Origin of the sequence: Maribacter sp. MMG018, from assembly GCF_018100785.1 — a bacterium.
Classification (GTDB): domain Bacteria; phylum Bacteroidota; class Bacteroidia; order Flavobacteriales; family Flavobacteriaceae; genus Maribacter.
The window spans coordinates 182,481-202,466 of sequence record NZ_JAGJEC010000003.1; the positions used below are offsets into that span (position 1 = coordinate 182,481).

20 protein-coding genes are annotated in these 19,986 nt (G+C 39.1%); 8 read left to right on the forward strand and 12 right to left on the reverse strand.

The window, feature by feature from the left end:
- Positions 1-35: 35 nt before the first annotated feature.
- A complete protein-coding gene (locus J8L85_RS14795) occupies positions 36-455 on the reverse strand; it encodes a nucleoside-diphosphate kinase (RefSeq protein WP_211018547.1) in 420 nt (139 codons plus the stop codon).
- A 158-nt stretch (positions 456-613) separates the two neighbouring features.
- Here J8L85_RS14795 and J8L85_RS14800 point away from each other — a divergent pair, with 158 nt between their 5' ends.
- Genes J8L85_RS14800 through J8L85_RS14810 form a run of 3 tightly spaced genes read left to right on the forward strand, consistent with a single transcriptional unit; the run spans position 614 to position 3,328 of the window.
- The gene (locus J8L85_RS14800) at positions 614-1,630 is read left to right on the forward strand and encodes a DHH family phosphoesterase (protein ID WP_211018549.1); all 1,017 of its coding nucleotides are present in this window, start codon (positions 614-616) and stop codon (positions 1,628-1,630) included.
- Positions 1,627-2,178, forward strand: coding sequence for a gliding motility-associated peptidyl-prolyl isomerase GldI (gene gldI / locus J8L85_RS14805; RefSeq protein ID WP_211018551.1), 552 nt, complete (start codon positions 1,627-1,629; stop codon positions 2,176-2,178). Before J8L85_RS14800 ends, gldI begins: the two co-directional genes overlap by 4 nt.
- Before the next feature lie 10 nt (positions 2,179-2,188).
- On the forward strand, positions 2,189-3,328 hold the full coding sequence (locus J8L85_RS14810; protein ID WP_247656687.1) for a peptidylprolyl isomerase: 1,140 nt from the start codon (positions 2,189-2,191) through the stop codon (positions 3,326-3,328).
- A 66-nt stretch (positions 3,329-3,394) separates the two neighbouring features.
- Here J8L85_RS14810 and J8L85_RS14815 read toward each other — a convergent pair whose 3' ends face one another.
- Positions 3,395-4,846 carry an aminoacyl-histidine dipeptidase gene (locus J8L85_RS14815; RefSeq protein ID WP_211018553.1) on the reverse strand — a complete coding sequence of 484 codons (1,452 nt, stop codon included), beginning with the start codon at positions 4,844-4,846 and terminating at the stop codon, positions 3,395-3,397.
- 61 nt (positions 4,847-4,907) lie between these two features.
- Between J8L85_RS14815 and J8L85_RS14820 the strand changes: the two genes are divergently transcribed.
- From J8L85_RS14820 to J8L85_RS14830, 3 genes are all read left to right on the forward strand, one after another.
- Positions 4,908-5,978, forward strand: a complete 1,071-nt coding sequence (locus J8L85_RS14820; protein WP_211018555.1) for a DUF3810 domain-containing protein — start codon at positions 4,908-4,910, stop codon at positions 5,976-5,978.
- 160 nt (positions 5,979-6,138) lie between these two features.
- Positions 6,139-9,093: an amidohydrolase family protein gene (locus J8L85_RS14825; protein ID WP_211018558.1), complete on the forward strand. Its 2,955-nt coding sequence runs from the start codon at positions 6,139-6,141 to the stop codon at positions 9,091-9,093.
- Between the two features lie 30 nt (positions 9,094-9,123).
- A complete protein-coding gene (locus J8L85_RS14830) occupies positions 9,124-10,416 on the forward strand; it encodes an amidohydrolase family protein (RefSeq protein WP_211018632.1) in 1,293 nt (430 codons plus the stop codon).
- Positions 10,417-10,490: 74 nt separating this feature from the next.
- On the opposite strand, the gene J8L85_RS14835 is transcribed toward J8L85_RS14830, so the two are convergent.
- The 10 genes from J8L85_RS14835 to J8L85_RS14880 form a co-directional block, all read right to left on the reverse strand.
- Positions 10,491-10,901, reverse strand: coding sequence for a hypothetical protein (locus tag J8L85_RS14835; RefSeq protein ID WP_211018560.1), 411 nt, complete (start codon positions 10,899-10,901; stop codon positions 10,491-10,493).
- 115 nt (positions 10,902-11,016) lie between these two features.
- Complete coding sequence (locus tag J8L85_RS14840; protein WP_211018561.1) at positions 11,017-12,207, reverse strand: molybdopterin molybdotransferase MoeA; 1,191 nt, start codon at positions 12,205-12,207, stop codon at positions 11,017-11,019.
- A 59-nt stretch (positions 12,208-12,266) separates the two neighbouring features.
- Complete coding sequence (locus tag J8L85_RS14845; protein ID WP_211018563.1) at positions 12,267-13,043, reverse strand: sulfite exporter TauE/SafE family protein; 777 nt, start codon at positions 13,041-13,043, stop codon at positions 12,267-12,269.
- On the reverse strand, positions 13,027-14,097 hold the full coding sequence (locus tag J8L85_RS14850; protein ID WP_348771765.1) for a HesA/MoeB/ThiF family protein: 1,071 nt from the start codon (positions 14,095-14,097) through the stop codon (positions 13,027-13,029). Before J8L85_RS14850 ends, J8L85_RS14845 begins: the two co-directional genes overlap by 17 nt.
- Entirely contained in the window at positions 14,094-14,687 is a 594-nt protein-coding gene (locus J8L85_RS14855; protein ID WP_211018565.1) for an NTP transferase domain-containing protein, read from the reverse strand. The genes J8L85_RS14850 and J8L85_RS14855 overlap by 4 nt, the downstream gene beginning before the upstream one ends.
- Positions 14,671-15,144 (reverse strand): cyclic pyranopterin monophosphate synthase MoaC, encoded by a 474-nt coding sequence (gene moaC / locus J8L85_RS14860; protein ID WP_211018567.1) that lies wholly within the window; start codon positions 15,142-15,144, stop codon positions 14,671-14,673. Before moaC ends, J8L85_RS14855 begins: the two co-directional genes overlap by 17 nt.
- Complete coding sequence (gene moaA, locus J8L85_RS14865) at positions 15,144-16,127, reverse strand: GTP 3',8-cyclase MoaA (RefSeq protein WP_211018568.1); 984 nt, start codon at positions 16,125-16,127, stop codon at positions 15,144-15,146. Before moaA ends, moaC begins: the two co-directional genes overlap by 1 nt.
- A gap of 78 nt (positions 16,128-16,205) precedes the next feature.
- Positions 16,206-16,622, reverse strand: a complete 417-nt coding sequence (locus J8L85_RS14870; RefSeq protein WP_211018569.1) for a molybdenum cofactor biosynthesis protein MoaE — start codon at positions 16,620-16,622, stop codon at positions 16,206-16,208.
- A gap of 2 nt (positions 16,623-16,624) precedes the next feature.
- Complete coding sequence (locus J8L85_RS14875; protein WP_247656688.1) at positions 16,625-16,873, reverse strand: MoaD/ThiS family protein; 249 nt, start codon at positions 16,871-16,873, stop codon at positions 16,625-16,627.
- Between the two features lie 108 nt (positions 16,874-16,981).
- Positions 16,982-17,794 (reverse strand): DUF6503 family protein, encoded by an 813-nt coding sequence (locus J8L85_RS14880; RefSeq protein WP_247656689.1) that lies wholly within the window; start codon positions 17,792-17,794, stop codon positions 16,982-16,984.
- A 73-nt stretch (positions 17,795-17,867) separates the two neighbouring features.
- Between J8L85_RS14880 and J8L85_RS14885 the strand changes: the two genes are divergently transcribed.
- On the forward strand, positions 17,868-18,674 hold the full coding sequence (locus tag J8L85_RS14885; protein ID WP_211018570.1) for an RNA methyltransferase: 807 nt from the start codon (positions 17,868-17,870) through the stop codon (positions 18,672-18,674).
- A gap of 40 nt (positions 18,675-18,714) precedes the next feature.
- Complete coding sequence (locus J8L85_RS14890; protein WP_211018571.1) at positions 18,715-19,947, forward strand: M48 family metallopeptidase; 1,233 nt, start codon at positions 18,715-18,717, stop codon at positions 19,945-19,947.
- Positions 19,948-19,986 lie beyond the last annotated feature (39 nt).

Consider the following 19,986-nt stretch of genomic DNA (forward strand, 5'->3'; position numbering starts at 1 on the left):
TGTATCGGCCCCTTTATCTTACTTAACAATATAGTTTAATAGATTTCTCTTCCAGCAAAGTGAAAAGCACCTTCAATTGCAGCATTCTCATCGCTATCAGATCCGTGAATAGCATTTTCGCCAATACTATCCGCATATAGTTTTCTAATAGTTCCTTCTGCAGCTTCTGCCGGGTTGGTAGCACCTATCAAGGCCCTAAAATCCTCTACCGCATTTTCTTTTTCTAAAATAGCCGATACGATAGGACCTCTGGTCATAAACTCTACCAATTCGTTAAAGAACGGACGTTCTTTATGAATCGCATAGAATTCTTGAGCATCCCTAACACTCAACTGTGTGTACTTCATAGCCACGATCTTAAAACCAGCAGCTGTAATCTTATCCAAAATAGCCCCTATATGCCCTTTTTCAACAGCATCTGGCTTTATCATTGTAAATGTTCTATTCGTAGTCATTTTTTAAAATTTTGCGCAAAAATACGCTTTTCGGAACAAACAACAACTTTCAATTGTTTTTGAATCAGGTCATAAATTAAAACTATGACATATGCACCCACTTATGGGCAAGCCGATAACCCATATTCCATTTGCTATTATATTGTATCTTTGCGCCCATGAATTTTGAGCAAATAGAGGCACTTAAAGGATTGTTATCCTCTTCTAAGAGGATAGCTATCGTTCCACATAAAAATCCAGATGGCGATGCTATCGGGTCTACACTGGCCCTTTGGCATTATTTAACCAAAAAAGGACATAAAGCCATTGTACTGGCACCAAACGATTTTCCTAAATTTTTGAAATGGATGCCCGGTGCCGATCAAATCTTAAACTTTGAACGCAACAACTCTGAAACAAAGAAGCACATAGCGGAAGCCGAATTGATCTTTACATTGGATTTTAATGATTTTGGAAGGGTCGGTCAAATGTCGGAAAGCCTTCACAGCGCTACGGCAAAATTTGTAATGGTAGACCACCACCAAGAACCATCGGACTATGCCACCGTAATGTATTCCGACGTAAGTATGAGCTCTACTTGCGAAATGGTCTACAACCTTATTTCCTATTTAGACGATGTAGCCCTTATAGACAAAGATATAGCCAACTGTCTGTACACGGGGATCATGACCGATACCGGATCTTTTAAGTTTAAGGCGACTACCAGCAAAACACATCGGATCATCGCCGATTTGATGGACAAGGGAGCCGAAAACACCGAGATCCATCACCGTATATATGATACCAACTCACCCAGCAGATTACATCTTCTAGGTTGTGCCCTTAAAAATATGGTAATCTTAAAAGATTTTAGCACGGCCTATATCACATTAAGCCAAGAAGAGCTAGACCGCTATAATTACGAAAAGGGAGACACCGAAGGTTTTGTGAACTACGGACTTACCTTGGAAGGTATTCGTTTTGCGGTAATATTTATAGAAAACAGAGCAGAAGGTATTTTTAAAATTTCTTTTAGATCGGTCGGGGATTTCTCCGTAAACGATTTTGCCCGTAAACATTTTGACGGTGGCGGACACCATAATGCCGCAGGCGGTAAAAGTGAAAGAAACTTGGAAGACACTATTAATTATTTTTTATCATTACTTCCTCAGTATAAAACTGTATTGACACAATGAGAAATATTATTTTAGCTTTTGTTACCATATTACTTTTTAGTTGTGACGGTCCAGAACCAAGAAAACCGGTAGAAAGAAAAAGCGGTAGTTTTTTTAAGGCTTCGGTAGAAAGAAGCAGAAAACTCTTGGAAGCCGAAGAGAAAAAAATTCATGAAATTATAAAAAACGACTCCTTAAAACATTATACACATAGTGCTTCAGGTTCTTGGTACCACTACCTAAAAGTCAACGATAGTTCTGACTATACGCCAAAAACAGACGATTTGGTCATCTTAAAGTACAATTTGCTAACACTGGATAACGACACCTTGTACTCAGAATCTGAAATAGGCACCGTTAGTTATAAGGTAGACAAACAAGAGCTTTTTCTAGGGTTAAGAGATGCCATTAAGCTACTAAAGGAAAACGAAAAGGCAACTTTTCTTTTTCCTTCATCCATAGCATATGGTTACCATGGCGACAACAATAAAATAGGAACCAACGTTCCCTTAAAGTCAACGATCACCATTTTAAAAATTGAAAAACAACAAAACAACACGAAAGATTAAACCATTTATTATGATAAAAAGAATTTACCTATTGGCTATTATCCCATTGGTTATGGCCAGTTGCAAAACCAGTAAACGCGCCGACCTTGGAGATGGTCTTTTTGCCGACATCAAAACCTCTAAAGGCGATATTATCGTTAGACTGGAACATGATAAAACACCAGTGACCGTAGCCAATTTTATTTCTTTGGCCGAAGGCGAAAGTCCATTTGTAAGTGAAGAGTACAAAGGAAAAAAATATTATGACGGATTAACTTTCCACAGAGTCATGAAAGGTTTTATGATCCAAGGTGGAGACCCGTTGGGAGTAGGCACGGGAGGCCCTGGATACAAATTCATGGACGAGTTCAACGACTCTTTAAAACATGACAAAAAGGGTGTTCTTTCAATGGCCAATCCCGGACCCGATTCTAACGGAAGCCAATTCTTCATCACCCACGATGCAGCCCCATGGTTAGATGGTCGCCATAGTGTTTTTGGAGAAGTAGTAGAAGGCATGGAAGTAGTTGACTCCATAGCCAACGTAGCGGTTGAACCCGGCAGTAACAAACCGTTGGAAGCTGTTACGATGAACACAATAGAAATCATCAGAAACGGTAAGGAAGCCCGTAAATTCGATGCCGTAAAAGTAATGACGGATTATTTTGACAATGAAGAAGAACGTCTTGCCAAAGTTGAGGCCGAGAAAGCTGAAAAATTAGCTGCACTTAACAAAATAAAGGCCGATTTTGCTGCCGAACTTCTTACCCAAAAAGAAAAGGCAAGCGCTTTACCGTCTGGACTTAGAATTTTAAAATTAGAGGAAGGTGATGGCGAAAAACCAAAAATAGGCCAAAAAGTAGATGTAATGTACGCAGGTTACTTAATGGACGGTACTTTATTTGATAGCAACTACGAAGAGATTGCCCGTAAATATGACCAATTTGACGAAAGAAGGCTACAAGGTGGCGGCTACATGCCAGCAGAAATGGAATATAGCCCCGACACAAGGTTGATCGCAGGTTTCAGAGAAGGTCTATTGACAATGAAAGTCGGTGATAAGGTAAGGTTGTTCATACCTTCTCACATTGGCTACGGCGAACAAGGTGGTGGCCCAATACCCCCGAATGCCGATTTAGTTTTTGACGTGGAAATAACAGGTATTAAATAACCGTAAGTACAACAATAAAAAAAGCCCCGCAATACATATTGCGAGGCTTTTTTTATTGCTATTTTTTTAAGAAGTGCGTTTTAAAATTTCCAATAAGAAATTCCAGAATTTTTGGACAGAAACTACACTTACGCGCTCATCGGGAGAATGGGCTCCCTTTATAGTCGGACCAAAACTTATCATATCCATCTCTGGATATTTCTCCCCTAAGATACCGCATTCTAAACCGGCATGGCAGGCAACCACACGAGGTTCTTCTTTAAACAAATCGGAATAGGTTGTTTTGGCTACGGAGAGAATCTCTGAATCGGGATTTGGATTCCACCCAGGATAAGCCCCGCTGAACGTTACATTGAACCCACCAAGCTCAAACGCCGACCGTAACGAATTTGCCAAGTCCAATTTCGCCGTATCAACCGACGACCTTGTTAAACAAGCAACCCTAATACGACCATCCTTTACTTCTACCTTTGCTATGTTGTTTGAAGTTTCAACCAAATCGTCCATAGCAGCGCTCATGGCATACACTCCGTTCGAGGCCGCATAAATCGCTTTGATCAATTTTTCTTGCGAACCAAGGCCCATTACTTTTTTAGCGGGCTTTATTTCCGATAGGCTTATCTCCAAATTTGGTTCTTGAACCCTTAATTCCGACTTTATCGTATCGGATAATTTGTTGATGCGTTTTATAAATTTTTTAGCATGCTTTCTGCCTATGTTCAATTTACAGACACTTTCTCTCGGGATAGCATTTCTTAAACTGCCCCCTTCCAAAGAACTGATACGCATATTAAAATCGAGTCCTAGATAAAGCAGCCGGTTCATTATCTTATTGGCATTTCCATATCCCTTATGAATATCCATACCACTATGACCGCCCCTTAAACCTGAAACCGTTATCTGAATTCCTTCATCACCATGCCCACCTTCTTTTACATTATAGGTTCTACTGGCCGTAACATCGATTCCCCCGGCGCATCCTATATCTATCTCATCATCCTCTTCCGTATCCAAATTCAATAAAACATCTCCTTTTAAAATACCTTTTTCTAAATTAAAAGCTCCCGTCATACCGGTTTCTTCATCAATTGTAAACAAGGCCTCCAAAGGCGGGTGCGCTATCTGATCACTTTCCAGCAATGCCATAATGGCGGCGACCCCCATACCGTTGTCGGCACCCAAAGTAGTCCCTTTGGCCTTTACCCATCCATCGGCATGGTACATTTGTATACCTTCCGTATCAAAGTCAAAAACAGTATCGTTGTTCTTTTGATGCACCATATCCAAATGCGATTGCAACGTAACCATTTTTTTACCTTCCATACCTTCACTGGCGGGTTTACGGATTATAACATTGCCTATTTTATCCTTAAAAGTTTCCAACCCCAAAGATTTTCCAAAGTCCAACATAAATTCAATGACCTTCTCTTCTTTCTTTGATGGTCTTGGGACTTCATTCAACTTTGAAAAGTTCGCCCAAACCTCTTTAGGTTCTAGCTTATTGATTTCTGTATTCATATCAACTAAAATATTTGGTCAAAAATACTGACCAAAAAATCAATTCCCTATTTTTGAGGCAATGAAGATGAGATTAAAAACAGGAATTGCCCTATCGATAATTCCCCAAATTATCCTGATCAAGTGGCTTGGCACTAAAACTTCCTTTATAGAAGAAGTCTACAGCACAGGTATTTACCCTAAAATTTCTATCTTTTTTAGAATGTTGTTCGGCCGGATACCATTTTCTGTAGGCGACATTCTATACTTTCTCTTGGTCATCACCGCAATCGGTTACCTATATAAAAACTGGCGATCCATTAAACATCATAAAATTTTATTTCTACGGGATATTCTTATGGTATTGTCCATCGCCTATTTTACCTTTCACCTAATGTGGGGCTTTAATTATTACCGTGAACCCCTGGCCGACAAACTAGAAATAAAAGAAACCAAAGATTACCACGAGCTTGTAGATTTTACCAAGAAACTTATTCAAAAGACCAACCAGATACAACTAAAACTTACAAGAGATTCATTGACCAAGGTAGAAGTCCCCTACTCTAAAGAAGAAATATTTCAGAAAAGTATAGACGGTTATAAACAGTTATCAAAAAAATACGACTTTCTTACGTACGCAAAACCAAGCGTTAAAGCATCGCTATTCAGTACCGGACTCACATATATGGGGTACGCGGGCTACCTTAACCCGTTTACCAACGAAGCTCAGGTCAATGGAATATTGCCCGGTTTTAGGTTACCGATAGTTACCGGACATGAAATTGGACACCAATTAGGGTATTCTGCAGAGAACGAAACCAACTTTATAGGATATCTTGTAACCGCCAACAATGATGATCTTTATTTTCAATATACCGCCTACGCATATGCATTGGGTTATTGCTTAAGTGATGTTCGAAGGGGAGATATCGAATTGTTCAAAACCATGTTCGCAGAATTAAACCCCGGGGTACGCGCCAATTTTCAAGAAATGGCAGATTTTTGGAGCCAGTATGAAAATCCGATGGAGCCAGTGTTCAAATCTATTTTCAATTCTTTTTTAAAAGCCAACAATCAATCTCAGGGTATTAAAAGTTACAACGCCGTAGTTTCTCTTTTAATAGCGTACCATCAAAAATACCCACTTCAATAATCAGCAATAATCCATAGGATTAAATGAGAAATAATCGATTCTGCACCAAAGAAAAAGGAAGTTGCTAGATCTCAATAATTTAATTGTTAAAAAATACTAAAATTTTCTTTGAGCGACTTTTCAAGTCTTAATTTTAAACGACTAATCAAACAAACTCAAAATGAAAAAAATTCTTTTTTCACTATGCTTTCTATGGTGTAGTGCCTTGGTCTTTTCACAAGACTATTTTCCTAAGAACGACGGTGTTAAGGCAACAAACAATAACTATACCGCCTTTACGAACGCCAAAATTTTTGTAACACCTACCCAGGTGATCCAAAAAGGTACATTATTGATCAAGAACGGAAAAGTTGTAAATGCCGGAAAATCGGTAAAACTTCCAGAAAATACGGTCGTAGTGGATCTTGAAGGCAAATCTATCTACCCCTCTTTTATCGATATTTATTCAAAATTTGGTGTGGAACAACCCAAAAGAAAACCAGGAAGGAGCAGATCAGCACAATACGAAGCCGAAAGAGAAGGATATTACTGGAACGATCATATTATGCCAGAAAACACGGCCATCAGTAGTTTTAAATATGATGAAAAAGCGGCCAAAGAATTGATCAATGCAGGTTTTGGTGCAGTAAACTCGCACATACACGACGGTATCGCAAGAGGAACCGGAGTACTGATCGCACTAAACGGCCAAGGTACAGATGCCAATCGTATTTTAGACGACCGTTCCGCCCAATATTTTTCTCTGACCAAAAGTGTATTAAAAAAACAATCGTACCCCACATCATTAATGGGTGCATTGGCGCTGTTACGTCAAATGTACAGTGATGCAAATTGGTATGAACAGGGTAATGCCGATACCAAGGACCGTTCTTTGGAGGCTTTGATAAAAAACAAAGATCTTGTACAGATTTTTGAGGCCAAAGATAAAGGAAACGCCCTTAGGGCAGATAAAATTGGAGACGCCTACGGCATACAATATACCATTCTCGGTGGTGGTAACGAGTTTGAAAGAATAGCAGAAATAAAGGCAACGAACGCCAAGTACATCATACCTCTTAATTTTCCGGATGCCTATGATGTTTCAGATCCCTACCAAGCAGATTATGTTTCTTTAAAAGATATGCGTTTTTGGAACCAAGCCCCGACAAACCCCAAAGTTTTGGCCGATAACGGGGTTCCGTTTTCCTTAACGGCCTATGATCTAAAATCAATGTCTAAGTTTAAGGAAAACCTCTTAAAGGCCATCACTTATGGCCTATCAAAAACAAAGGCTTTGGAAGCATTGACTACCATACCGGCCCAAATTTTAGGTAAATCCGATGAACTGGGAAGCCTTACCTCTGGAGCCCATGCCAACTTTTTGATTACTTCGGGCGATATTTTCGACAAATCCACCATCTTATATGAAAACTGGGTACAAGGAAACAAAAATGTAATCAACAATAAGGATACCAAAGATATTAGGGGCGATTATAGTATAGCCCTGGAAGGAAACTCTTATGATATCTCTATTACAGGTGAAATATCAAAACCTAAAATAGAAGTAAAAAAGGACACTCTTAAACTACCTTCCAAACTATCTTACAAGAACAATTGGGTAACATTCTCCTTTTCTACCGACAAAGGTGAAAAAAACTACCGGATGACAGGTGCTGTCGTAGCTGATTCCGATAACCTATCGGGTAGATTAATACTACCGGACGGAACGGAAAGCTTTTTTACCGCGACCAAAAAATCAGGTTTGGCCGAAACAAAGAAAAGGGAAAGGAATGCTTCCAAGGCACATGAAATTATGCCCGTAACCTATCCAAATGTTGGGTATGGCTATAAAACTAAACCGAAGCAAGAAACACTGTTGTTTAAAAATGCCACTGTATGGACCAGTGAAGATGCAGGTATTTTAGAGAATACCGATGTTCTTATTAAAAACGGTAAAATCACCAAGATCGGAAAAGATCTAAAATCGGCCGGGGCCAAAGTAATCGATGCCACCGGAAAACATCTTACTGCAGGCATTATAGATGAGCACAGCCATATTGCCGCACTTGCGGTGAACGAATCGGGACATAATAGTTCTGCCGAGGTTAAAATGGAAGATGTAGTAGATCCAGAACACATGGGCATCTACCATTCTTTAGCAGGGGGAGTCACCTCATTACAGTTACTACACGGTTCCGCCAACCCCATCGGGGGCCGCTCCGCCATCTTAAAACTTAAATGGGGGGAAGATTCAGACGGACTGATCTACGATAATTCGCCCAAATTTATAAAGTTTGCACTTGGTGAAAACGTAAAACAGTCGAACTGGGGAAGCTATTCTCGTTTTCCACAAACCCGTATGGGTGTTGAACAGGTATTCACCAACTACTTTCAAAGAGCCAAGGAATACGATGCAAAGAAAAAAAGTGGGGAACCCTATCGTTATGACGAAGAAATGGAAGTTCTCGCCGAAATATTAAACGGTGAGCGTTTTATCAGTTGCCACTCGTATGTACAGAGTGAAATAAACATGATGATGAAAGTTGCCGATAAATTTGGCTTTCGTTTAAATACGTTTACCCATATTCTTGAAGGTTACAAAGTAGCCGATAAAATGGCAGAACATGGTGCAGGCGCCGGTACTTTTAGCGATTGGTGGGCCTACAAGTACGAAGTTAACGATGCCATACCCTACAATGCGGCCATAATGCAATCTCAAGGCATTACCGTAGCCATAAACAGTGATGACCGCGAAATGATACGAAGGTTGAACCAAGAAGCTGCAAAAACAATGAAGTATGGTGGAATGTCAGAATTGGAAGCTTGGAAAATGGTTACCATCAACCCTGCAAAACTTTTGCATATTGATAATCGCGTAGGCAGCATAAAAGAGGGTAAGGATGCAGACGTTGTCCTATGGTCCGGCCACCCATTATCGGTGTATAGCAAAGCTGAAAAAACAATAATTGAAGGTGCCGTATATTTTGACCTTGAAAAAGATAAGATGCAGAGAGAGGCCATTAAAAAAGAAAGAAGCCAATTGGTAAAAATGATGTTGAAGGAAAAAGACAGTGGTAACAAGATGCAAGGTCCTAAACAACGAACCAAAAGAAACTTTACTTGTGAAAGCCTTTAAAATTCTCCTCAAACGATAATAAAATTTATGATGAAAAAAATAATATTTCTATTACTAGCAATAGGTGTTTATGTACCAAGTATGGCACAACAGACCCCTGCTTCCAAACAAACCGAAGCCATTACTATCGAAGGGGCCACCGCCCATTTAGGAAATGGCGAGGTCATAGAGAGCTCCTTGATAATGTTCGAGGATGGAAAATTGACTTTTGTTGGTGACTCAAAAATGAGGATTGCCAGAAAAGGAACTATAATCAATGCCGAGGGAAAACATGTATATCCAGGATTTATCGCTCCTGGAAAATCTTTAGGTCTGGTCGAAGTAGATGCCGTAAGGGCGAGTGACGACCAAGACGAAATCGGTGATTTAATACCGCACGTTCGTAGTTTGGTTGCCTACAATGCAGAATCGAAAGTTGTGGAAAGCATGAGGCCCAATGGGGTTTTAATTAGTCAGATAGCACCTGTAGGAGGAAGAATTTCAGGTACTTCCTCTATTGTTCAGTTCGATGCTTGGAACTGGGAAGATGCAGCGATCAAAGTTGATGACGGTATTCATTTACATTGGCCAAATACCTTTAGACGAGGCCGCTGGTGGATGGGCGAAGGTAGAGGCTCTAAGCCAAACGAGAAGTATGCTGAAGAAATTGACGAGGTCGTTACCTTTATAAAGAATTCATATGCATACGGAAAAAGCACTCCTAAAGAAGTGAATCCTGCTTTTGCCGCCATGCAGGGACTTTTTGACGGATCTCAAAAATTATATGTCTATGCCGATGGTGAAAAAGAAATTATTGATGCAATAAACACTTTAAAAGCGAACAATATAAAGGATATTGTTTTGGTTGGCGGCTACCACGCCTATAAAATCACCGACTTCATAAAAAAGAACAATATTCCGGTTCTTGTCCAATACACTCATAATCTTCCGGTTTTCGACGATGATGATTATGACCTGCCATACAAATTACCTAAATTGTTGGTAGATGCCGGTTTAATGGTTGGGCTACAGAACAGTGATGCCGAGAACTTTCAAACCCGTAACCTAGCTTTTTATGCTGGGCAAATAGGGCAACAAGGTATGGATAAGGAAATAGCCCTTCAGCTGATTACAGGCAATAACGCTAAAATTTTGGGTATCGATGATAGTTATGGTACACTGGAAGTCGGAAAAAGCGCTACTCTTTTCATTTCAGAAGGTGATGCTTTGGATATGCGCACCAATCAATTGACACATGCTTTTATCGATGGAAGAAATATCTCTTTGGAAACCCACCAAACAGAACTATGGAAACGATATATGGGCAAGTACGACGGTAAATAAGATCTTAACTTCAACTACATCGTAAAAAAGCCGGGTTTTAGAACCCGGCTTTTTTATTTTAATATTTTAAACAATTACAACCTTGTGGCCCATTTACCTCCTATGTAAGCCATGGGAATATAAGCCACTACCAAATCTAGAACACTAAACCAGAGCGGTCCACCCAACATACTAATGTTTATCGCTCCCCCTATAAAAAAGAATCCCCCTATGATCAGGGCCATTTTAATTTTATGGCTTGCCGCTATTTTGGCCGCAACAAATGCCCCTACCAAAGTACCTAATGCATGGGCCAAAAATGGGAACACAAAATGTTTGGGCTCAAACAAATGCATGGTTGCCTTTAAGCCTTCCATTGTGGTAATATCACCACCTTCAGGAGGTGGAATTATAGACCCACTGATCATTACAATACCCATATTCACGGCACTTCCGACAACAAGCCCTACAATAACAGCGATTATATTCTTAATAATTGGATTCATAATTTTAAAGTTAAGTTATAAGAATAAGCAATCAATCAAAATAAGCCCCCTCATAAGAAAACTTAAATCACTTATAAACAGAAAGGTACGATAATTTTCAGAACAGTTTACCAAGCTATCTTGTACCTATAAAGTGTACCAATTCACCCACTTGGTACTTATTCGTTTTTGGTTCCAAACAAATGAATCCATCGGCCTTAGAAAGGCTCGTTAAATCACCAGAACCATTTTCTACCACAGGTTCGGCCCACAAACACCCATCTCTCCACATTTTTTTTACTTGAATAAATCGTGTTAACGGGGGAACAATTTTTAAATCGGCCGATAATTTGGCCCACTCCTTTTCTACGGGAATATCATATGAAGAATACAACCATGGCAAAAAATAGATATGGTAGTTTGCAAACGTAGAGACCGGATTTCCCGGAAAAGAAAAAACAACCGTCTTTAATTCTCGTTGCATACCGAACCAAAAAGGTTTTCCCGGTCGTTGTGCTACCCTATGAAATATTTTCTCTACCCCTAGCCGCTCCATTACCTCTGGTATAAAATCAAATTTACCTTTTGACACCCCTCCGCTCAATAAAAGCACATCGTTCTGGTTCAAAGCTTTTTTCAATCCTTTTTCAATGCTTTCTTTATCATCTAGTAAATGCAAAGAACTACCTTGTATACCGAGCTTGGAAAGTGCTGACAAAATGGTTATACTATTCGATTTTCGTATTTGGTGCGGTTCTGGTTTTATATGAACATCCACCAGTTCATTACCTGTAGATATAGCACATACCTTGGGTAGTTTCTTTACCAAAACTTCCGCTTTTCCTACAGACGCCATTACCCCTATTTCAGCCGGGGTAATTCTAACGCCGCTCTGCAAAATTCTAGCCCCTTCAGATTCATCACTCCCTTTATAATGAATATTTTGCCCTTTGGACACTTCTTTATTAATGGTCGCCACGCCATCAACAATACTTATATGTTCGTACATAATAACGGTATCGGCATTTTTTGGAACCATGGCCCCCGTCATCACCTCCATACATCCATCTAAGTTAAGCAGTGTCTGCCGTTCCATTCCCGCACTGGCCATACCCTCTACAGGCATGTCTTTTATATTGTTTTCTATTACCTGAAAATTAATGGCGATCCCGTCTTTTGTAGCTCTATTGAACGGAGGAAAATCGCGATCGGCATAAATAGGCTCGTCCAAAAACCTTCCTACACTTTTAAGTAACGGTACATATTCCGACCCTAAACTTAGTTGACTGCCAAGAACCTTATCCAAAGCTTCATTATACGTAATCATACCCTAATCTTTATCTTAACTACTATTTGTTGCGTAACCTTTATGGTAAATTCCTTATTCTAGAAAACATTCAGCCCATTTACCAGTAGCACTCTTATACCTACAATAAATACCAACAAGGCCGTTATCCTTTTTATTTCATGTGCAGAAAGTCTTTTTAGGCTTATTCTAATTCCCAATTGCCCCCCTAAGAAAACCGTAAGTCCCAAACACAAAGTTTCTACCCATGGCAATGTCAACGAACCACTGGATACCAGCCCCAAAAGACCGGATACAGAATTCACCAAAATAAAAAAACTGGCCAAAGCCGCAATTTTGATCGCCTTGTCCCATTTTAAATGATTTAATACCGGCGCCAGAAAAATACCACCACCAATACCTACCAGTCCAGATAAAAACCCAATACCCACCCCCAAAATATAACTTAGGTATTTAGGGTATTTTATAGTTTCTTTTTTTACTGGTTTCCAAGTAAAGGTTTGCAGTGCCAAAAACACCGCCGATAGTATCAGGGAAATACCAAGGATCACAAAAAAAATGTTCTCTTTTAACCTAAAAGATGCTCCTAAAAATGCCAAGGGTATGCTTGTAATCACAAAGGGCAAAAAGTCCTTTAGCTTTGCATGTCCGTTTTTAAAATACAAATAAGTACTTCCGGAGACTACTACCAAATTACAAACAAGGGCTATAGAACGTATTGCAAAAAAACTACCTAAAAAAAGAGTTAACAATGCCAAATAACTAGATCCACCGCCAAAACCTACCGAAGAATACAATGTTGCTATGACAAAAAAACCCAAACACAATAATATTAAGTTCTCAATAGGTATTTGCATAAGTTCCAACTAGGTTCATTCCTCCTTTTACATTTATGAATTCCTTATCGGGAAAAAGTTTTTGCATCAACAATACAGCTTTTTGACTTCTTACTCCCGACTGGCAAATTAAATAGACGGTTCCAGACATATTTATAGTATCCTTTTCTCGCTCCAACATGTTCAAAGGAATATTTTTTGCTCCCTTTAAATGTATTTTATCAAATTCTTGCTTGGTACGAACATCTACCAATTCTATATGACCTTTTGAAAGTAATTTTTGAATTTGCAGCGGTTCAATAGATTTAACCTTTGTATTGCAATCAAAATCATAGCTTTCGGCCAAACCTGTCAACTTCAGGTTCTCTGGGTTTAACTTAAACCTTATCTGTCTACTTTGTTGTGAAAGTGCATCATACAACAATAAAACACCTGACAAAACTCCTCTAAGGTCGGTAAGAACCTTGACCACTTCCAAGGCCTGAAAATTACCTATTATACCCGGTAAAATTCCTAAAACACCATGCTCATTACAATTTGGAACCTCATCGGCATTCGGCATTGTCGGAAACAAGCAACGATAGGTAGGGCCATTTTTATAGTTGAAAACACTAACCTGCCCCTCAAAACCATGTAAGGCACCATAAACAAAAGGCTTTTTTAAAACTACACAAGCATCATTGATCAGGTACCTTGTCGGAAAATTGTCGGAAGCGTCCACCACCAAATCATATTTTTCAATAATTTCCAAGGCATTATCGGTACCCAGAAATACTTGGTAGATATCAATTTTTGTTTCAGGGTTCTGTGCTTTGAGTTGATCTTTGGCCGCTACGACTTTAGGTTGCCCAACCATTGCGTCGGTATATAAAACCTGCCTATGTAAGTTAGATTTAGATACCTTGTCGGCATCTACAATGCCCAAGGTACCTACTCCCATTGCATTTAAATAGACCAGCACAGGTACACCTAACCCACCTGCCCCGACTACCAGCACTTTCGATTTTTTTAGGGCAGCTTGCCCTTTTTCTCCAAAGTCGGATAAAATAATTTGTCTTTGATACCTACCGTTCACGATTCTAGTTTTAGACGTGCCTCGTTGTACTCGGTTTGTGAATTGGCGTTCATCAATACTTCGGGACAATTAGGAAAGACCAACTCTATATCATTATTGATCAAAAATTTACGCGGACATGAGCCATTACCTTGTTCTAAATAAACAATAGACTTTTTTAAGGCCTGTGGCTCCCAAATAGCGCACAAAGGTTCTGGCAACGGATTTTCTTTTATTACATAAGCAGTTGCCAATTTTACAGAATTCCTTTTAAGCACCAAATCTCTCAAAGCATCCTCATTCATTAAAGGAAGGTCACATGCCAAAACCAACCAAGCCACCTCCGGATGTTTTTTATGTGCGGAAAGCAAGCCATTGAACGGCCCCCGAAATTCGTCGGAGTCTACAATAGTATTGAACCTATCATCTATCTCTTCCAATTGATCATTACGGACACTCATAAACACTTTTGTGCAGACCTTTTCTAAAAGTCCATACAAATATTCGCGTTGCGGAATGCCGTGATAAGGTATCAGTCCTTTATCAGTTCCCATTCGACTACTCTTTCCTCCTGATAGGACCAGCCCGTAAAGCTTATCTTTTGAAATCATTTTTTCCTCCTGATTTTTGTTCAAGTTGTACTCCAGAAATAAGGATATCATGCGTCAAAGCCTTGCACATATCATAAATTGTCAAAGCAGCGACAGATACCCCGGTCAAAGCCTCCATCTCTACCCCCGTTTTTCCGTTACATTTAACGGTACAGGTAATTTTAAACTCGTTAACACCAGGTGTTATATCTACATCAATTTTAGAAAGGTTGATCTGGTGGCATAAGGGTATTAGTTCCGACGTTTTTTTAACCCCCTGTATTCCGGCTATTACCGCCGTTTGCACAATACTCCCCTTTTTTCCCAGAAAATCTTGTTGTGCCAGTATTTCAAAAATGTGGGAAGGAAACTTTACTTTACCCGTAGCTACGGCGACCCTGGTCGTAGGTATTTTCTCAGAAACATCTACCATTGCCGCATTTCCATCTTCATTAATATGTGATAATTTTTCTTTCATTATCCCCCGATTGAAGTCATTGAATTAGAAAATACATTTTTATACTTTTCTTGGGCCTCAAAACCTGTCTTGGCCCTATTGCCAACGGCCAATAAAATCTGTTCTTTTATTTTTTCCTCAGAACCGGTTTTCCTCATAACATCCCTAAGATTATTGCTCGCCTTGGCATACAAGCAGGTAATTACATCACCGGTAGCAGAAATACGGAGACGATTACAGCTACCACAAAATGTTCTACTAAAGGATGGTATTACCCCAAAAGTACCTTTAAAACCGGGTATCTTATAATTAATGGAGGTAGAAGTCTCCGGAGAAGGCAACCTATAATAATCCGGATGAGCAGATTTTATATGTCTCAATATATGCTTGTAATCCCAAGTTATCTTCTGAAAAGATTTTGAGCCGCCATTAAAGGGCATTTCCTCTAAAAACCGAACAGATACCTTATAATGTTTTGCCAACTCTAAAACAGGTAATATATCTTGGGTGTTCTGATGCTCTAAAGCTATAAAATTGACACGTACATTAAACCCCTCGGTAATAAGCCTTATGAGATTGTTGTGCACCGTATCATATTGATCCCTTCTTGTAATACGTTCAAAAGTTGCTTTGTCTATAGCATCTAAGCTTACATTTATATTCTTGATCCCCAAAGATTTTAGCTCATCTATATATGGCCCGATTAAAGTGGCGTTGGTGGTAATGGAGATATCGTTCAGCCCTTTCATTTTTGTTAGCTGGCGCATCAAATGCATTAAATCTTTTCGCACGAACGGTTCTCCTCCGGTAATTCTAATTTTATCGATGCCCTGAGAAACCAATATGGCACTCAACCGAGACAATTCCTCAATGGTCAATAACCGATCGTTCTTGACAAAATCAATACCTTCGGCGGGCATACAATAATTGCAACGCAAGTTACACCTATCGGTTACCGCGAGTCTGAGGTAATTAATTTTTCTTTGATGGTTATCTACTAGCATCGTATTTTATAATATCCTTTTTTTTTTGCATTGCACCCCATATAATTATTAGTGGGTTTGCGCTTTTCCTATGGGATCTTATGGATGGGCCGAAACCCAAACAGACTTATTCTTAAATATTTCCTTTTTCCAAATGGGAACAGTCTCCTTCAAGGTGTCTATTAAAAACCTACAGGCTTCAAAACAAGCCGACCTGTGTGCCGAAGAAGCACCAACTATAACTACTGGCTCTTCTACCTTTTTCTTTCCGACCGCATGTTTTATGACCACTTTATTCAAGTCCCACTTAGCTATGGCCATATCCGCAATTTTATCCATTTCTTTTAATGCCATGGATTTATAGGCCTCAAATTCCAAGGCCGTTACCTCTTCATTATCGGTAAACTCCCTAACGGCCCCAAAAAAAACACATATTCCGCCACTACTACGATCCGATAATTCTTCGTAGACCGTTTTGGTATCCAGGTCATCTACTATTGCTACTGTTTTTTTCATTATCAACCTCCGCTTACCGGTGGAATTACGGCCACCTCATCGTTGTTTTTTAAAACTAAATCATCTTGGGCATATTCGCCGTTCACCGCTATTGCAAAGGTAGATAGTTTGGACAGTGCGGGATAATCCTTTATTAATTGCACCTTTAAATCACCCACAGAACCGACAGTTTCCGTAGTAAAAGAAAACTTCATCTGTGAGACCCCTACAATATCTTTGGCAATGCCAAAAAACAACATTTCCACACCCATTCAATTATTTTTTCTAGAACTTCTAAGATACTTATAATTATACAAGAAGTAGACTATACACCTTTCGATTTAACCTTTCTTTAAATATACCGATTAGGACAAACGGTCTTACTTTTTACCGTTTACATAATTGCCTCCCTCAGGTTTATCATAAAACCCATTGTCTTTCGCCATTTTTTGTAACATTACATTCTCAAAAGACACTTTATTTCTTACCGCTATCATTTTTTTGTCTTCATGGGTATACCAAGATATCGATTTGGGCAAAACAACCTCCCCTACCTTCATCCAATCGTTATACCTGATCCAATTAACCGAATCTGAGGCCTCCCCAGTCCTGTAAGTAACGGTATAACCCAACCATTCCATCTGAAATGTATCTGGATTGTAATATAGGTAGTATTCATCTTTTGGCGAGGCCCCTACCCCATTATCATAGGTTATACGAATACCTGGGTAAGACATACCTTCAAACTCTAGGTTTTCGGCCTCTTGGTAGTTTATACCCTCGTCACCAAAGACAAAAGGCATTGTATAAAAATAGAACATTAGATTATGATAAAATGCAGGATTTCCCTTGTACGCGCCCTTTGGGTCGGACAACCAAACTTGTTCACCGTCAAAACCCAATGCCACATCATTGGCATCTATTGTTATTTTGTCTTTTCTAGTGATCAAATCTATGTAATGGGTCTCTTTAATATCGCCTTTGGGCAAATCATAAGAAAGGCTGCGATACCCTTTCCAAGTATCAAATCCGCCATGTGCATCAAAAACCTTCTTTAGATTTTCAGGAAATTTTTTCTGGTCTTGCTGCACGGTGGCCACAACATCCTTTTTTACCGGCTCTTTTTTTTGGGCCTGTTCTTTACATCCAAAAAATCCGATTACAACTGCTAACAATACTAATTTTTTCATCATTCCTTTAAATTATATTTCCCCTTAGGTCGAAACTATTGCTATTACTTAACAGATTCAAGTACTTTTGCAATTTATGGAAGATATAAAACATATTAGTAGTATCCAGAATGCCTTGGTAAAAAGAGTAGTTCTTTTAAAAGAAAAGTCAAGAGAGCGAAAAAAAACCGGTCTTTTTGTATTGGAAGGACAACGCGAACTTAATCTTGCTGTAAAAGGAAACTATCGAATAGAAAATATTTTTTATTGCGAACCACTTGTAGGCCAAACGGCACTTGACCTGTTGTCCGACATAGATTCTTCAATTCTTATATCGGTAAGTACAGAGGTGTATAAAAAAATGGCCCATCGCGATTCTACAGAAGGCATCGTTGCTTTGGCAAAAGCAAAGAACCACGATTTGTCACAATTAAAAATAAAAAATAAAAATCCGTTGATCTTGGTAGCGGAAGCTCCTGAAAAACCCGGTAATATAGGCGCATTACTGAGAACTGCCGATGCCGCAAATTTAGACGCCGTATTTATTGCCAACCCAAAAACAGATCTTTACAATCCGAATATTATAAGATCTAGTGTGGGGTGCGTGTTTTCTAGAAACATAGTTATGGCGGACACCGGTACCATTATCAGTTTTTTCAAGGAAAACAATATAAAAATATATTGCGCCGCCTTATCGGCGTCGCTACCTTATACCGAAGTTGATCTTACAGAACCTGCTGCTATAGTCGTAGGCACCGAACATAGCGGGCTTAGCAACGAATGGCTTTCCAACTCTTTTCAAAACATCATAATACCTATGGAGGGTCAGATAGATTCTATGAACGTTTCGGTCTCGGCTGCAATACTTATATTTGAAGCCAAAAGACAACGAAGAAAATTCTGACAACAAATTTTAGAATTTATCGTTTATTTCAAAAACCTATATGGATAGTACGTTTGTTTTTTATTGCATTATAGGGATACTAATAAGTGAATTTTTATTAACGACCTTCTTAAACTATCTCAACGCCAAAAGGTTTAAAGACCCGGTGCCCGAAGACGTAAGAGATCTTTACAATGCCGACGAATATGAAAAATCACAGGCATACAAGTATACCAACTATAGATTCGGAATATTGACCTCCACTTTTTCATTGGTCTTGATCTTAGGTTTTCTCTTGTTAGGTGGATTCGGATGGGTCGATAATTTGGCAAACCAAATCACTACGGCCCCAATACCAAAGGCGCTGATCTTTTTTGGCATTATACTTATCGGGAGTGATATATTGAGTACTCCTTTCTCTTATTATCAAACTTTTGTCATAGAAGAAAAATTCGGCTTCAACAAAACGACCCTAAAAACCTTTATCTTGGATAAATTGAAAGGATGGATAATGATTTCCATCATCGGCGGTATAATCCTGTCAATGGTGATATGGTTTTTTCAGTGGGCCGGAACCAACTTTTGGATCTATACATGGATATTGGTAGCCTTATTCACTGTATTCACGAACTTGTTCTACAGCAAACTTATCGTTCCATTGTTCAACAAACAAGAACCACTTCAAAATGGTAGCCTTAAGGAAAAAATAGAATCGTACGCGAACAAGGTAGGTTTTGAACTCAACAACATATTCGTTATAAACGGTTCTAAACGTTCAACAAAGGCTAACGCTTACTTTTCGGGGTTTGGAAAAGAAAAAAGGGTCACCCTTTACGACACCCTGATCAATGATCTGGAAGAAGATGAAATTTTGGCAGTACTGGCCCATGAAATCGGACATTATAAGAAAAAGCATATTATCTTCAATCTAACCACTTCGATATTATTAAGCGGTTTAATGCTCTTTGTCTTGTCCATTTTCATAAACAACCCAAACCTTTCTTTGGCCATAGGCGTTGCCCAGCCAAGTTTTCATGCCGCGCTGATCAGTTTTGGCATTCTCTATAGCCCCATATCTGAAGTTACAGGGTTGTTAATGAACTATTTATCTAGAAAATTTGAATATGAAGCCGATAATTTTGCTAAAAATACTTTTTCGGAAACACCCCTTATATCCTCTTTAAAAAAATTATCAAAGAACAGTTTAAGTAACCTTACCCCTCATCCTGCATATGTTTTTATGCATTACTCTCACCCCCCATTAGTTAAAAGAATACAGAATTTAAAGGCATAATTTTTGTTGTCTAGCAGTTAAGATTGTACTATTTTTAAT